The organism is Chitinophaga sp. 9-1-y, assembly GCF_059511905.2.
The window spans coordinates 6,850,270-6,866,126 of the sequence record NZ_CM197955.1 but is presented as its reverse complement, the minus strand read 5'-3'; the positions used below and the strand labels follow the sequence as shown (position 1 = coordinate 6,866,126).

At 45.1% G+C, this 15,857-nt stretch carries 13 protein-coding genes; 5 read left to right on the top strand and 8 right to left on the bottom strand.

Annotated elements, in window-relative coordinates; genetic code table 11:
• The first annotated feature begins 2 nt into the window (after nt 1-2).
• Nucleotides 3-1,112: an anhydro-N-acetylmuramic acid kinase gene (locus AC5ZC7_RS27095; protein ID WP_496162167.1), complete on the top strand. Its 1,110-nt coding sequence runs from the start codon at nt 3-5 to the stop codon at nt 1,110-1,112.
• A gap of 78 nt (nt 1,113-1,190) precedes the next feature.
• Here the strand turns inward: AC5ZC7_RS27095 and ade are convergent, their stop codons facing one another.
• Nucleotides 1,191-2,834 (bottom strand): adenine deaminase, encoded by a 1,644-nt coding sequence (gene ade / locus AC5ZC7_RS27090; RefSeq protein ID WP_496162166.1) that lies wholly within the window; start codon nt 2,832-2,834, stop codon nt 1,191-1,193.
• A gap of 120 nt (nt 2,835-2,954) precedes the next feature.
• Here ade and AC5ZC7_RS27085 point away from each other — a divergent pair, with 120 nt between their 5' ends.
• Nucleotides 2,955-3,671, top strand: a complete 717-nt coding sequence (locus AC5ZC7_RS27085; protein ID WP_496162165.1) for a hypothetical protein — start codon at nt 2,955-2,957, stop codon at nt 3,669-3,671.
• Nucleotides 3,672-3,734: 63 nt separating this feature from the next.
• Here AC5ZC7_RS27085 and AC5ZC7_RS27080 read toward each other — a convergent pair whose 3' ends face one another.
• Nucleotides 3,735-4,739: a WCX domain-containing protein gene (locus AC5ZC7_RS27080; protein ID WP_496162164.1), complete on the bottom strand. Its 1,005-nt coding sequence runs from the start codon at nt 4,737-4,739 to the stop codon at nt 3,735-3,737.
• A gap of 139 nt (nt 4,740-4,878) precedes the next feature.
• On the opposite strand from AC5ZC7_RS27080, the gene AC5ZC7_RS27075 reads away from it, so the two are divergent.
• Together AC5ZC7_RS27075 and AC5ZC7_RS27070 are read left to right on the top strand one after the other, a co-directional pair.
• Complete coding sequence (locus AC5ZC7_RS27075) at nt 4,879-5,499, top strand: hypothetical protein (protein WP_496162163.1); 621 nt, start codon at nt 4,879-4,881, stop codon at nt 5,497-5,499.
• Nucleotides 5,500-5,735: 236 nt separating this feature from the next.
• Complete coding sequence (locus AC5ZC7_RS27070) at nt 5,736-6,371, top strand: redoxin domain-containing protein (RefSeq protein WP_496162162.1); 636 nt, start codon at nt 5,736-5,738, stop codon at nt 6,369-6,371.
• Between the two features lie 293 nt (nt 6,372-6,664).
• On the opposite strand, the gene AC5ZC7_RS27065 is transcribed toward AC5ZC7_RS27070, so the two are convergent.
• From AC5ZC7_RS27065 to AC5ZC7_RS27045, 5 genes are all read right to left on the bottom strand, one after another.
• Complete coding sequence (locus tag AC5ZC7_RS27065) at nt 6,665-7,342, bottom strand: RluA family pseudouridine synthase (RefSeq protein WP_511911281.1); 678 nt, start codon at nt 7,340-7,342, stop codon at nt 6,665-6,667.
• A gap of 81 nt (nt 7,343-7,423) precedes the next feature.
• Nucleotides 7,424-9,118 (bottom strand): pseudouridine synthase, encoded by a 1,695-nt coding sequence (locus AC5ZC7_RS27060; RefSeq protein WP_496162160.1) that lies wholly within the window; start codon nt 9,116-9,118, stop codon nt 7,424-7,426.
• 60 nt (nt 9,119-9,178) lie between these two features.
• A complete protein-coding gene (gene rlmN / locus AC5ZC7_RS27055) occupies nt 9,179-10,222 on the bottom strand; it encodes a dual-specificity RNA methyltransferase RlmN (RefSeq protein ID WP_496162159.1) in 1,044 nt (347 codons plus the stop codon).
• Between the two features lie 151 nt (nt 10,223-10,373).
• Nucleotides 10,374-12,320, bottom strand: coding sequence for a hypothetical protein (locus tag AC5ZC7_RS27050; RefSeq protein WP_496162158.1), 1,947 nt, complete (start codon nt 12,318-12,320; stop codon nt 10,374-10,376).
• A 156-nt stretch (nt 12,321-12,476) separates the two neighbouring features.
• A complete protein-coding gene (locus tag AC5ZC7_RS27045) occupies nt 12,477-13,259 on the bottom strand; it encodes a S24 family peptidase (protein ID WP_496162157.1) in 783 nt (260 codons plus the stop codon).
• Between the two features lie 734 nt (nt 13,260-13,993).
• On the opposite strand from AC5ZC7_RS27045, the gene AC5ZC7_RS27040 reads away from it, so the two are divergent.
• Entirely contained in the window at nt 13,994-15,193 is a 1,200-nt protein-coding gene (locus AC5ZC7_RS27040; RefSeq protein ID WP_496162156.1) for an acetyl-CoA C-acyltransferase, read from the top strand.
• A 74-nt stretch (nt 15,194-15,267) separates the two neighbouring features.
• On the opposite strand, the gene AC5ZC7_RS27035 is transcribed toward AC5ZC7_RS27040, so the two are convergent.
• Complete coding sequence (locus tag AC5ZC7_RS27035) at nt 15,268-15,849, bottom strand: RNA polymerase sigma factor (RefSeq protein ID WP_477077112.1); 582 nt, start codon at nt 15,847-15,849, stop codon at nt 15,268-15,270.
• Nucleotides 15,850-15,857: the final 8 nt, after the last annotated feature.

Sequence of the window (15,857 nt, the reverse complement as noted above, 5' to 3'; positions counted from 1 at the left end):
CTTTGCTGAAATTTTTGTCGATGGTATATAACGTGATTGGCACCATGTCTGGTAGCTCATTAGACGGATTGGATATAGTTTTTGCCGAACTAACGGAAATACGCGGACAGTGGACTTATGCAATCAAAGCCTCAGAAAGTCTGCCTTATGAGCCGGAATGGGTAGAAAAACTGGCACAGGCTACCTCGCTGCCAGCAAGAGATTACCTGTTGTTACACACCGCATACGGACATTACACCGGCCACCGCATCCTTTCTTTTATAGAACGGCATCAGCTGGATCATAAAATACATTTTATCGCTTCTCATGGTCATACCACTTTCCATATGCCAGCCGATAAGATGACGGCCCAGCTGGGAGATGGGGCGGCTATTACCGCAGTTACCGGCCTGCCGGTGATCTCAGACCTCCGCGCAGTAGACGTGGCGCTGGGTGGACAAGGAGCTCCTATTGTTCCCATTGGCGAAAAATACCTGCTCCCTGGTTATCAATACTACCTGAACATTGGTGGTATCGCCAATATCTCCGCTCAGTTGCCGGAGCAATTTGTGGCTTTTGATGTTTGTCCTGCCAACCGGGTGCTGAACGCCCTGGCCGCAGCGCTTAACAAGCCTTATGATGATGGAGGCGCCCTGGCTGCCGGCGGTGTTACCGACAACGGTTTGCTGGAACAACTCAATCAACTTTCCTACTATACAGCTCCCTGGCCCAAATCACTCGCCAATGATTTTGGTATCAACACAGTATTGCCGCTGATAGCGCCTATGCGCATCTCCGTGCAGGGTAAATTGCGTACTTACGTAGATCATATTGCTATCCAGGTAGCCAATGCCGTAAAGGCGCTGAAAGCCCAAATGCCTGAAGGACCCGCCCGGATGCTGATTACCGGTGGTGGTGCTTTCAATACTTTCCTCGTACAAACTATTCAGCAGCAATTGGAGCCGCTGGGGGGTACCGTAGTAGTTCCTGATGAGCAAACGGTAAGCTGTAAAGAAGCCTTGATAATGGCGCTGATAGGGACTTTACGCTGGAGACAGGAGGATAATATTCTGAGTGGTGTAACCGGTGCAGAAAGGGATTCTATTAATGGTGCACTCTGGACAAGCAGGTAAGTCATTTTTATAAAAATGCAGCGGAGATATTAGCATTTAGCAAGATGCTGATATCTCCGCTGTTTTTTTTTGAGCCGATTAATAGGCCGTAACCATCAGCTGAAAAGCGTCTCCATCAAACAACCCCAGGTCACTTAGTTTTAAATGAGGGATCACCAGTAAGGCCATAAATGATAAGGTCATAAATGGGGAGGCCAGCGGAGAACCCAGTGCTTTGGCTGCCTGGTCCAGTGTGCTGTATTGTGTTGCAATCGTGTAGCCGTCCAGGTTACTCATTAATCCGGCTACCGGCAAGGGCAACACCTGTACATTTTCTCCATTCACCACGCTGATACCGCCCTGTTGGGCAATAACGGCATTGATAGCAGCCGCCAGGCTTTCATCATCTGCGCCTACTGCAATGATATTATGGCTGTCGTGCGCTACAGAAGAGGCAATAGCGCCATGTTGCAGGCCAAAACCTTTAATGAATGCCAGTGCAGGAGGGGCTTGTTTGTATCGGTTTACGACGGCTATTTTTAAGTGGTCGTTTTTGGTGTCGCTTTGCAGGAAACCATTGACTACTGGCAGGTTAGCGGTAATCGCATTGGTGATCAGTTGTCCATCGAGGGCTTCTATCACTTTAGCGGATACGGTGGTATTGTTAGCATCGCTGACGGGTATACGAAGATCCGCTGCCTGCACCGGTTGCCCTACAAAATTATTTACCGGAACAGAAGGGATAGCATGAATCAGTGTTTGGCCATTCTCTGCTACTTTAATGCCCCGGATATAGGTGGCCAGTATATTGAAGTTTTGGAGGTCATCTACCACAATAAAATCTGCCGGATCATTTTCCCGTAGTAATCCGTTCTCCAGCTGATAGTGCAGTACAGGGTTGATACAGGCGGCCAGCAATACTTTGAAGATATCTATACCATGACTCAATGCACGTTTTACCAGCAAATTGATGTGTCCTTCTACCAGGTTGTCAGGGTGTTTATCATCGCTGCAGAACATGATTTTCGGGGCATGTTCATGTAACAGGGGATAAAGTGCGTCAAAGTTTTTAGCGGCGCTGCCTTCCCGGATAAGGATGTGCATGCCATGCTGCAATTTATCCAACGCTTCTTCGATGGTAAAACATTCATGATCGGTGCTGATCCCGACTGCAATATATTCCCGGGCTGCTTCGCCGCGAAGGCCGGGAGCATGGCCATCTATGGGTTTATTTACTTTTTTTGCAGCCGCTATTTTAGCCAGTACTTCAGGATCTTTATGCAGCACCCCCGGAAAGTTCATCATTTCCGTGAGATATTTGATGTCATCCCGTTGCAACAGGGCTTCCACATCTTCCACACTCACTACCGCACCGGCGGTTTCAAAAACAGTGGCCGGAACACAGGAAGGAGCTCCGAAGTTGAACCGGAAAGGCACCTGTTTACCATTTTCCAGCATATATTCCACTCCTTTTACCCCCATCACATTGGCTATTTCGTGAGGGTCGCTGACAGTAGCAATGGTGCCATGTACTACAGCCAGCCGTGCAAATTCTGACGGAATAAGCATAGAGCTTTCAATATGTACATGCGCGTCTGTAAAGCCGGGAAGGAGGTAATGTGTATATGGCTGGTTACTGCGTTCAATCCTGCGTATATTTCCCTCTTCCACAAAAACGGTGGCTGGATAAATTTCCTGCCGTAATATATCCACGAGGTTGCCTGAAATCTGGAATGTATTCATGGTGTAAAGCTAAGGAATAGCCCCCATTTTAAGCCCCGGCGTATTTTTTGTAAAGAAGCGGGGGAGATGTTTTTTGGTTATCTTTATCTGCCTTAAAAATCGGGCATCAAAAATTCTTTTATGACAAGGATTAAATTTTTTACGCTGGTAGCAGCACTTTTGATCGGAGGAGTCGCTACCTATGCACAAACTGTTGACGAGATCGTTGCGAAAAATATTGTCGCCATGGGCGGACAGGCAAAATTGAAAGATATTAAATCGCAGTACATGGAGGGCACTATGGAAGTGCAGGGCATGACGGTACCTATTAAAAGATGGGTGAAACAGGATGAGGCGATGCGGTTGGTATTTGCAGTACAGGGAATGGATAATATCCAGGTAGTAACAAAGACCAGCGGATGGAGCCTGATGCCGGTAATGATGCAAACATCACCACAGGACATGGACCCGCAATTGCAAAAGTTGATGCAAACGCAGCTGGATGTGAGAGGGGAATTGTACGACTATAAAGCCAAAGGAAAGAAGATAGAACTGGCTGGTAAGGAAGATGTAAATGGCGCACCGGCATATAAGCTGAAAATCACTTCTGCAGATGGTTTGGAAGGCGCCGCCTTCCTCGATGCCAACACTTATCTGCTGGTAAAAGCTACTAACAAAGTAAATATACAGGGACAGGAGACGGAAGTAGTGACATTGTTGTCTGACTATAAGAAAACAGCGGAAGGACTGGCTTATCCTTCTACTACAGAGCAAAGCCCGGGTGGTGTGAAAATCAGTATTACAAAAATAGAAACCAACGGTCCTGTAGCGGATACCTTGTTTGCCAAACCGCAGTAACATTTTTCATTTCGTTCAGCTCAGCGGTACAACCGGCCACTGAGCTGAACGAAATGACAATAATTATTTATATAGCGCCATCATGGCTTTGGCTTCTTCTGCCATCTTCTTTGCCAGGTGTGCCGGTTCCAGTACCTTTACCTGCCCGCCATAACTCAGCAGGGTCATGGTTAACTCCGGGTTAATAACAACGTTCAGGGATATACGGCATTCTTTACTATTATCTTCCACTACCTGCTGGGAAGCATGAATAGGCTGTGATTTTATATATTTCCCCTGCCGTGGCTCAAAGCTCAGCAACACATTTTCGGGTTCTCCATCATGTACGGTAATACCTACTGCATGCTGGAAATAGCTGGCATCGTCAAAATTCTTCTCGTCAAAATGTTTCATGGTAGGCCAGATTTTCACCACCCGGTCCAGCGCAAAGGTGATGACAGCGCCGCCACGTGTTTTCTGGCTTTTCCCGATGAGGTAAAAGCGATGTTGGTATTCACGCAGGTGATAGGGTTCCACCCAATGTTCCTTGGGCTCATCCCGCTCAAAGCTCTGGTAGGCGATACGTATCACTTCCAGGTTTTTGATGGCATCTACAATTTCCGGGATATGTTCTGCCCCTTTGTATTGTGCCGTCCGGGTAAATTTGATGAGGCCTTTATGTTGCAGGGCTTCCCGGTTCATTTTCAGGCTGGCAGCTATTTTCAGGATCGCATCTTCAAACTGTTGTACCACTGGCAAACTGCGGAATTGTTCCAGTATACCAATGGCGATTTCCAACCCCTGCAGATCTGCTTCTTCAATGGGCGAATTACTGATGGAAAAGCTATCATCTGAATATCGGTAGGTGCCACTGCTACGGTCGTACACAATAGGCGCCATATAGTTCAGTTCCGGGTCCTGGCGCATGTCCTGGATGTCTTTCTGAATGGTACGAACAGATATGCCTGTTCCCATTTTATCCGATACATATTCAATCAGGTTTTCCAGGGTGGGTTTGGGCTTCTGCTTGTTGCGCAGGCGCTCGTCAATCCAACGGTAGCGCGACACCGCGTCTTTGTTCTTTGGCAAAAGATAAAATTTAGGTAATAAAAATACGCAATTCCCGCTTTTGCAAACCGGATTAAAAAAATTATAAAGAAAAGATCACTACGCAAATTCTTTGCGCGCAGCCCGGCTAGATTTGTATTGTTATTAAAACCTGATGGTTATGAATAAGGTAAATACAACAACAGCAATTACGCAGGTACAGGCAATTTCAATTGGGCAAATCATTATGGATGATTCCAATTACCTGACGCTCTGGGGCCAGGTGCTTCGGGACGATGTGTGGTCTCCCTGTGATTTTGTAACTACTTATGAAGTCATGAATACCATGCTTCGCTTCAGCCAGGATAAGCACGATGCCGTGCAAATGACCATTGTAAAAAAACTGGAAGATATGTGCCGGGTACCGGATATTATTGACCTGGAAGCGGAGCTGGGTGCTGCGGTGGTATTTGATCACCTCACCTTCCATATGAGACGGCCCTGCCTGCAACAAGACGATAACTGGGAAGCCTATGCGGATGAAGAATGTTATTACATAGAGAAAGTGATACAGCTCCCTACACCGCCTACTTTACCTCCCGCTGCCCGCTACCAGGCAGATGATGTAAACGCCCGGATGGAGTATTGTATACAACTATTACATGATGCCTATAACCTATACCTTGGATTTATTGAGATTGAATTAGGGGATGAAGCTGCCAGAATAAAAGCCGGATTGGAAGACGACAACAAATTCAGCATGGCTTACTATGCCTGGCAGCTACATACCTCAAATTGCTAAACCCTTGTTAACCATATTTTTATCTATTGATTAACCTTTGTTATCTATTGACTTAACCCCATCCATCCATTTGACGTAACCCCGTCTATCCATTTGAATTAACCCTGTTATACATTGTTTGTTAACCCCAATTCCCACCGCTCACAAAAAATATCGGTTAAATTGTGAAAAAAATCCCTTAAAGTCTATAAATCTTGTAGGAAAAGCCTATTTTTGGTCAATTAAATCGTAAAACTATGAGTTTAAGACTGGGAGACGCAGCTCCTAATTTCAAAGCCAATACTACTGTAGGGGAAATAGATTTTTACGATTTCCTCGGTGAGGGTTGGGGTATTCTTTTTTCGCACCCTGCAGATTTTACGCCGGTATGTACTACTGAATTGGGTAGAACAGCACAACTAGGAGAGGAATTCGCTAAACGCAATACAAAAGTACTGGCTGTCAGTGTAGATCCACTGGATAAACACCTGAGCTGGATAAATGATATTAACGAAACACAACAGTGTGACGTAACTTTTCCTATTATTGCAGATGAAAATAAAACAGTGGCTAATTTGTATGACATGATTCATCCAAATGCTTCTGAAACTTTTACGGTTAGATCCTTGTTTATCATAGGACCAGACAAAAAAGTAAAACTCATCATCACTTATCCGGCCTCTACCGGTAGAAACTTCGTAGAAGTGCTGCGCGTATTGGACTCCCTGCAGTTGACAGCTAAATATAGCGTAGCTACTCCAGCAGACTGGAAAGATGGAGAAGATGTAATCGTTACAGCAGCCGTGCCCACTGCAGATATTCCTGCACGTTTTCCGAAAGGCCATAAAATCATTAAGCCTTACCTGAGAACAACACCGCAGCCAAACAAATAATACCACTAAGACGCCGAAAGGCGGTTTTGATAAATTTTTTTTAATGGTTGGTTTTTGATTTTTACGAAACGGGGATTTCTCCCCGTTTTTTTTATGCGCAAATTTTTGTCTGGAGGCAGGATTAAACTGATTTCCGGATATTATTATAAAAGATAAAGAGGTAAGGTTTTAAAAGGAAAAGGGAAAATATACGCGAAAATTATCCGCTTATATTTTCCCTTTTTTCAAAATCTTACAATAATATCCGGAAATCAGTCTAATCAGTTTAATCCTGCCTCCAGACAAAATCCGCACTATTCCTCACTCACGGCCTGTTTTCCACGGTGTTTACGTAACTGTGTCAGCAAGGCACTCATATCTTTAGGCAAAGGCGCCTCAATGGTATATTCCTTCCCGTTTTGATCCTTAAATATCAGCATGAAAGCATGTAATGCCAGCCTGCTCAATAAAGGACGCTCTTCTTCCGTATGCTTCCCCAGTTTGAATTTCTTCTTGATACTGGATAATAATATCGGTTGAGGGCTGCCATAAAATTCATCTACGGCAATGGGGTGCCCCAGGAACTTCATATGAACACGGATCTGGTGTGTACGCCCCGTATGAATCTGCATTCTTACCAGGCTATAAAGACCAAATTCTTCCAGCACTTCATAATCAGTAGAAGAAGGCTTCCCCTTCCGGTTAGTCACCATTTTCCCCTTCTGCACCGGATGTTCCATGATGCCTTCACTCACATTGCCTTGCTTAGGCATAGGCTGACCACTGACCAGTCCCAGGTAAAACTTTTTCACCTCTCTGCTTTCAAAAAGCTGGGAGAAGTATTTATGTGCTGCTTCGTTGCGTGCAAACAAAATGATCCCGCTGGTTTCGCGGTCCAGTCTGTGCACTGTGTATATTTCGCCATACGCCTTTTTCATGATAGCAATCAGAGATGCTAACTCATTGTCGTGGCGATCAGGCAGCGTCAGCATGCCTGCAGGTTTGTTTACAACAACAAAATCAGGTGTTTCGAGTATAATATGTTCAGCTAATCGCATCCCGTTATTCGACAGTTATTTTTTAAAATGTTTCAGGAGGATCACCTCTTTTTCAGTGAGGAAGCGCCATTGGCCGCGGTTTAATGTTTTCTTGGTAAGACCAGCATACATTACCCGGTCCAACTTTTCTACGGAATACTCCAGGTGCTCAAAAATACGGCGCACGATACGGTTTTTACCGCTGTGAATTTCAATGCCCACTTGTTTTTTGTCCTTAGGATCTACATAGCCGAGTGCATCCACCAGTGCCACACCATCTTCCAGCGTTACACCTTCAATGATTTTATCGAAGTCGTTTTTGGTTAACGGCTTATCCAGTTCTACCTGGTAGATTTTTTTGATGTTGTGTTTAGGATGTGCCAGTGTTTGTGCCAATTCACCATCGTTGGTGAGGAGCAACAGACCAGAAGTGTTGCGGTCCAAACGGCCTACCGGGTATACTCTTTCATTTTCAGTGGCTTCTTCGATGAGGTCCATAACGGTTTTGCGGCCTTCCGGATCATCTGTAGTGGTAATGTAGCCTTTGGGCTTATTCAGCAGGATGTACACCAGGTTTTTGGTAGGTGTGATTTTTTTGTCCTGCATGGTGACTACATCGCTGTGTGTAACTTTGGTGGCGGGTTCGGTTACCACTTTACCATTTACAGTTACTTTTCCTTCTTTGATGAGGTCTACCGCTTTTCTGCGGGAACATAAACCACAATGCGCCACAAATTTGTTCAGCGGCATTTCACCCGGGCCAAAAATGCTTTCTTTGGGTTCTTTATTATTTTTCGTTGACTCGTATTCGTTAGTATCTCTTACTTTGCCACCTTTTTTTCTGTCTTGTTTATCCGCGAAACGTTCATTTGTTTTGTCAAAGAACTTTTTGCGGTTAAAGCCACTGGGGGTTTCTTTCCCACCTTTTTTCTTCTCGCCGTGGAAGTGGAAGGCACTATCGTCGCTTTTTTTGGTAGCGCCGTAGGTACGTTTACGTAACGGTTTTTCGCCGTCTCTGTTTTCTTTATCAAAGCTGCGCGTACGTTCAGGGCGTTCGTCATCTTTTCTGAAGGCACTGAAAGAGCGTTCGCCGGCTGGTTTGTCTTTTTTATCTTTATCAAAGCCACCACGTTTGGAAGCCGGTTTTTCGTCACTGTCAAAGCGTTTGCGGGCGCCGGGTTTGTCATCACGTTTGTGACCGCCGAAAGAACGTTTTTCGTCGTTGTCACCGAAGCTACGCTTAGGTCTGTCTTCACTGTTACCGAAGCTACGCTTAGGTCTGTCTTCGCTGTTACCGAAGCTACGCTTAGGTCTGTCTTCACTGTTACCGAAGCTACGCTTAGGTCTGTCTTCACTGTTACCGAAGCTACGCTTAGGTCTGTCTTCGCTGTTACCGAAGCTACGCTTAGGTTTATCTTCACTATTGCCGCCGAAAGAACGTTTGCGCTGTGGTTTATCATTGCCAAAGCTGTCGGTAGCCGGTCCGTGTTTACGGGCTGGTCTGCCGTTACTGTCGAAGGTGCGTTTACGGAAAGCTGGTTGCTCATCGCCCGTTTTTCCACGGGAAAATGGTTTATCATCTCCGCTGCGGTTATCTTTTGCAGATGCTCTTCCTGGCCTTTCGCCATCGGCGGAGGAGCGAGTGCGGGGGCCTGCTGGTTTGTCGCTTTTACCAAACTTATTATCCCTTGATGGGCCAAACCCTTTTTTAGCAGGTTGTTTTTTCTTCATAAATTATTATTGATTGATGACCATGCGTACATGATCAATAGATATATTGTTTTGTAATGATCAGCCTTTATTAGCGAGTTGTCCACATGCAGCATCGATATCTTTACCGCGACTACGGCGCAGTCTTGCATTCACGCGATTTTTTGCAAGATATTCCATGAACTCTTCTGCAGTCTGCGAATCCGGTTTCTGGAAGCGGGCTGCATCAATGGGATTGTATTCGATAATGTTCACCAGGTCGGCAGGTACCTGCCGGTAAATTTTAATGAGTTCGTCCGCATCTTCTTTGGAGTCATTAAAATCTTTGAAGAGAATATATTCGAAAGAAATTTCATTTTCGGTAGCCTTGTAGAAGTAATTCAGTGCGGCGATCAATTCCTTCAGGTTATTGGAATCATTGATCGGCATGATTTCGCTGCGCTTTTTATCAGTAGCAGCGTGTAGGGACAGGGCCAGGTTAAAGCGTACTTTATCATCGCCCAGTTGCCGGATCATTTTGGCTACACCGGCAGTAGAAACGGTAATACGTTTAGGCGACATACCCAGACCATCCGGAGAGGTGATCTTTTCAATGGCCTGTAATACGTTTTTATAGTTCAACAGGGGTTCACCCATGCCCATAAACACAATATTGCTCAGTTTTTTGCCATAGGCTTCCTGGGCTTGTTGGTTGATCAGCGCTACTTCGTCATAAATTTCATCGTAATCGAGGTTACGGGCGCGGTCCATGTAGCCGGTAGCACAGAATTTACAACTCAGGCTGCAGCCTACCTGTGAAGACACACAGGCAGTTTGGCGGGAATCTGTGGGAATCAGTACACCTTCCACCAGGTGGTTATCATGCAGGCGGAAGCGGCTCTTAATGGTACCATCATTGCTCTGCTGTACGGTATCCACCTTTACGGCAGGCAGGGTAAAATGTTCTGCCAGTTTGGTTCTTAATTCTTTGGAGAGGTTGGTCATCGCTTCAAAGCTATCCGCATGACGCAGCCATAGCCACTCATACACTTGTTTTGCGCGGAAAGGCTTTTCGCCTATTGACCCGAAATATTCCTGTAAAGCCGGTAAACTTAAATGCCGGATGTTTTTATTGTCAGACTTCATTATTGACCATTAGTTGAGCAAATGGCTGCCTTCCGGCAGTCGAAAAGTAACTGCAAAGATAGGTAATATTGCCGTACTGACAGAATGTACCTTTAAAAGCAATGCCACAGCCGTTTCCAGCTGTGGCATGCGGGTTAGTTATGTATTCGGTTTATTTTGTCCATATGGCCGCAAAGTGGGAAGAGTTGTCGTATCCCTGTATGCGAAACAGTTGATAGCCCTGGGCAGTCAGGTCGGAAAATTTGGCCTGATAGTCGGCTGGACTCATATCCATATAGGAATAATATGCTTTGTTTCTGGGCCACCACAGGCCACCTACGCTGTTTTGACTACCGTTTTCCTCAATATTCACATTGATGGTCATTAGTCCGGCTTTATTCATTTCCTCAAATTTCTTAGTGAAATCATTGGTATTCAATCCATAATACATGTAAAAGCCTCCGGGGTTGTTGCTGCCAAACACGCCTGCATGATAGCGTTTACCACCTACATAGTAGGCAACATGCTCGGTTACCCGCATTTTGCCCTGTTCTACATAGGTCTTCCATTTCGCGGCATATACTTCATCTGTAGCGTTATGTACGGCGGCAAAATTCTCGCCTCCGCGTTGTTTCCAGATCACAGTAAAGAGTGGGTTGCCGCTATTATCGTTTGTAACGGAAATCTGGCGGGGAATATATCCTTTGCCGTAATACTCATCAAAGTATTGCTGGTACTGGGTAGCGTTCATATTGATCCGGCAATACCATTGTGACGGCAAGCCATATTGGAAAGAACCGGAAGCCAGGTACTGATTGCCTGATTTGTGTACACTCAGGGTTTGCAAAGCCATACCCATGCCGGTATAATAACCCCAGTAGCGGGTGATATGCTCTACCGGCACATTATGAAACGAAGGATAGAAAGGCGCAAAAAAGCGGTTGAAAGCACTGCTGGCACCTACTTCATAACAACTGGCGTTGCTGTCTTCAGATTTGGCGTATACACCATATGGATCCACTTCCATCCAATCCACGCCCGTAGCAGGATTAGGGGATTTTATCCATAGCATAAAGTGAAGGTGGTTGTTGCCGGTATTGGGGTTCATAGGAGTGCCATCCTGGTTAAGTCCCCAGCCTGCGCCACCAAAACCGGTATTACCAGCCCAGGCAATTTGCTGGCCTGCATATACGGGATCGCCCGCTTTTACTTTCAGCTTTTGGTCGTTGGTTCCCCATAATTGCTTGGAAGGATTGGGAAGATTGGCGAATTTTTTATACTTGGTATCGCGGGCATCTTTATTAGACGGGTCTGCAACCGGGGTGTTTTTGGCATTTTGTACATCATGGTCAAAGCCGCCACGGAGATGGAAGTACCCGGTACGGTACACGGTACCATCGGCAGCCGTGTGCTCAATAATCACCACATTGCCGAAGAAAGGATCCCACATAGCGGTAACTACTTTACCGGGAGCAGAAGCATACACGCCAAAAGTAGGGTCAATGCCGGGGCCATAGGCGTCGGCCGTTTTAAGAAAATCCACAGAGCCATGTCCCGCGCCACTATCATAAATCCAGGCACCTGCCGGGTATACTTTGGAATTTCTGAAGGGCAGGTAGAAAGGTAACTTGGGAGTAAGACTTTCTGCGTACGTCCGGGCATCGGTTTCGTTATTAAATACAGATGCCGGTGAGGCGTACAGTTGATTTTTATTGGCGGATTCGTCTTTGATATTGTAGCTGCAGCAACCGATAGTCACCGTTGGTGGTGTACAGAACGCCGGGGCATTTCCTTTCATCACGGTCATTTTGCCGGCAGGTAACAGCTGCGTATTATCAATACTGATCAGTGGTGTGCTGTTGTCGGCCACCCGGTTCCATTTAGGTGCCGCTCTCAGCGCCCGTACATTGACGTTGCTGCGCAAAGCAGGGTTGGCTACCGGCCTTTGCTGAATAGCCGGCTCTATGCCTTCCATTATCTTAGCGGTAGGTTTAATCGGCCGGTACAATAACTCGGACAGATTTGCATCATTTTCTCCCGGAGGAACTTGTGCTTTGGTAATCATAGTGACTGCGCACAGTAGGGCGGTAAGCCATAGGAGGCTACGTACTTGTTTCATTTTTTTTGGGGTTAATTTTTACAAAATGTGATAAAGATGGATGCAAAGCTAACTAACGGTGTAAATGGATCAAGTACCAATTACTAAAAGGCGGGAATAGGGGTATATCTGGCGGGTTTTGTATTTCCGTCGCAACCGGAGGTTTTAGTCGCTGGGTTACCGGTTATTATCTTTCTGTTGATTTTTCTGTCTGTTTATTATCGCTTGTAATTCTGACAGCAAAGCAGCGGTGGTATTTGTTTCCGGATGTATATCACTCACACGCTTTATTACCTGCCAAATCTCTTTTACATCTTCTGCGGGAACCAGTATATCAGGGTATTCGCCACTTACTTCCTGGTTATCAGATTTCAGGATGAGTTGTTGGGTTTCTTTGATTCTGTTAAATATGCGTTTTATGAGTACGCCTTCACTGCAGACTATCACACATAATTGGTTATCTTTTACATTTGATCTGCTGAGATATTGACAAACAACAGCATCTTTGTCATTGAAGGTAGGCCACATAGAGTCGCCACTCACCTCAAATATTCGATAATCTTTTTCCCTTGGAAGTTGCGGCAGGTGTGCCATTGGGAGGCTCCCAACATATTCGGGGTCGGCAAAGCCACTAAGGTAGCCTGCTCTTGCCTTTGCATTGATATATGCGATATTCTTTTTTTCGTGTTTATCTACTATAATGATAGCAGGTTCTGTTGGTAAATCCTTTAACATGGAACCTGTGCCATAAAGAAGCCAGTTACCATTCAAGGTATCGAAATGCCTAACGGTATTACCTAATATTTTGGACGATATACTTTTCGTTCTATTCGACACAATTTCGGTAATGGCAGAACTACTGACACCAATTTTTTTTGCAAAAGCATTCTGGTTGGCCACTTGGCCAGTTGAAGTGAGATGCTCGAAATATGTTAAAAACCTGGTGGTTAGGTCGTCCATTTAAATGTATACAGAATTCTGTATTTTTATTTTGCAGTTATTACAGAATTCTGTATATTTGTAATAGTTGCAAAAGGATGAATATTTATCAATCTTTTTGATTATAAAATTATCTATTAGATTGAATGATTCTCAAAGCGATATTACTAATAATTCTTTGATTGGGATGATCAATGGATAGAATAATTATTTTCAATTTGAGACTACGAAAAAATATTTCATAGTTTGGTAATCATTTTAGACTTTTGTAACGACAAAAGCACCAGGTAGAAACCCGGTGCCTAATTGCCTCAACTATTACTTCTTCTTCCACAAAGCCAGTAACAGTAGGGTGTTTCGAAACATCAGGGCAACCGCAAAAATAGGCCTTGTTACGTAAGGCCTTTTTTTAATTATTCCCATATATTAATTGCCACAAAGGAATGTTCGCTTTGCAAGCATCTTTCACTTTGCCATCTCGGCAAGGTTTATTGTTTTTAGCGATAAAACTGATGTATCCCAAAAATACTTATTAGGCATATAATTGCCAAATTATAAATGCGCAAAAATGTATAATAGGTAAGCTGAAAATAACTATTTATTATTTCTCTTGTAAACATGCCTGTGTTAAAGCTCTCTCCACTATTGATCATTACACAATACCAGCAGTACTCAAGTGCCTTTGAGATAAGCAACGACTTTTGCTATCCGGGTTACCGGGATGTGTTATATTGCAGATAAACCAAAACATTCTCATGCAAGTTGCTTACATAGTAGATGCGGTACGCACGCCCATAGGCCGCTATGGTGGCGCTCTAAGCACAGTCCGCCCGGACGATTTGCTGGCGCATCTGATTAAAGCATTAATGAAAAGAAATGCGACTTTAGATCCAAACGTTATTGAAGACCTGATTGCCGGCGCTGCTAACCAGGCAGGGGAGGACAACCGGAATGTGGCGCGTATGGCAGCATTACTGGCAGGATTGCCGGTAACGGTAGCCGGTAATACCGTAAATCGTTTATGCGCATCCGGTATGCAGGCGATTATGGATGCTTCCCGGGCAGTGATGTGTGGTGAGGGAGATGTATACCTCGCGGGAGGAGTGGAAAGTATGACCCGTGCGCCATTTGTAATGCCAAAATCAGAGGGTCCTTATAGCCGTAAAGCTGAAATATTTGACACCACTTTGGGGTGGCGGTTTATTAATCAGCGGTTATCGGAAATGTATCACCCGTATTCCATGGGAGAAACTGCGGAAAATGTGGCCAATCAATGGCATATCGGGAGAGAGCAGCAAGACCAGTTCGCCCTGCGTAGTCAAACGCTTTACAAACAAGCCTTAGACGCCGGAAAATGGCAGGATGAAATCATCCCCGTGGAAATAACAGCGAATAAAGACGAGAAAACAATATTTGCAAAGGATGAACATCCCCGGGAAACAACGTATGAAAAGCTTTCCAGCCTTCGCCCTGCGTTTGCAAAAAACGGTTCGGTAACAGCGGGTAATTCATCTGGTATCAATGATGGTGCTGCAGCAGTGTTGATTGTATCTGAAAAAGCATTGAAACGGTTTAATCTGCAGCCATTGGCACAAATAAAAAGTATGGCAGTGGCAGGAGTAGACCCAGCGATTATGGGTATAGGCCCTGTACCTGCTTCCAGGAAGGCTTTACAACGGGCCGGCATCACCGCAGATCAGTTGCACGTGGCCGAATTGAATGAGGCTTTTGCCTCGCAATCATTGGCCTGTATGCAAGACCTGGCATTGAACCCGGATATCGTGAATGTAAACGGGGGAGCGATTGCTATCGGGCATCCGTTGGGTTGTAGCGGGGTACGTATTACTACCACCTTACTGCATGAAATGAAGCGCAGACCTGGTGCGAAATATGGATTAGCTACGATGTGCGTGGGGGTAGGGCAAGGTGCTGCCATGATATTTGAAAAAATATAGACTTGCCCTAAAATAGCGAGCGGTCGGACATTACATCCGGCCGCTCGTTGCTGGCAAGCAAAAAAAAGGGTTCATCATAGACAGATTTGCTTCTCCGTCATCATTTTCCGGAGATTGATCAGACCATAACGCATCCGACCCAATGCTGTATTAATACTCACTTGCGTGAGATCTGCAATTTCTTTAAAACTCAACTCTGCGTAATGACGCAGAATAATTACTTCCCGTTGCTCTTCCGGCAGCATGTCCAACATTCTGCGAACGCGGTCATGGCTTTGACGGGTAATTATTTTTTCTTCCGCACAACTGTCACTGAATCCCAGTACATCAAAGATATCTTTGTCGTCACCAGTTCTGATCATCGGTGTGCGCTTGATCTTTCTGAAATGATCTACACACAGGTTATGTGCAATACGCATCGCCCAGGGTAAAAATTTCCCTTTCTCAGTATAGCGTTCAGCCCTGATGGTATCAATAATTTTAATGAAGGTATCCTGAAAAATATCCTCAGCGAGGAAAGAATCTTTCACCAGTAAAAGGATAGAAGTGAACACCTTGTCTTTGTGACGGTGTACCAACTCTTCTAATGCGGAAGAATGTCCCTTTTTAAAGAGAGTAATCAACTGCTCATCGCACAATTTGTACATTACTTGCATAAACTTCT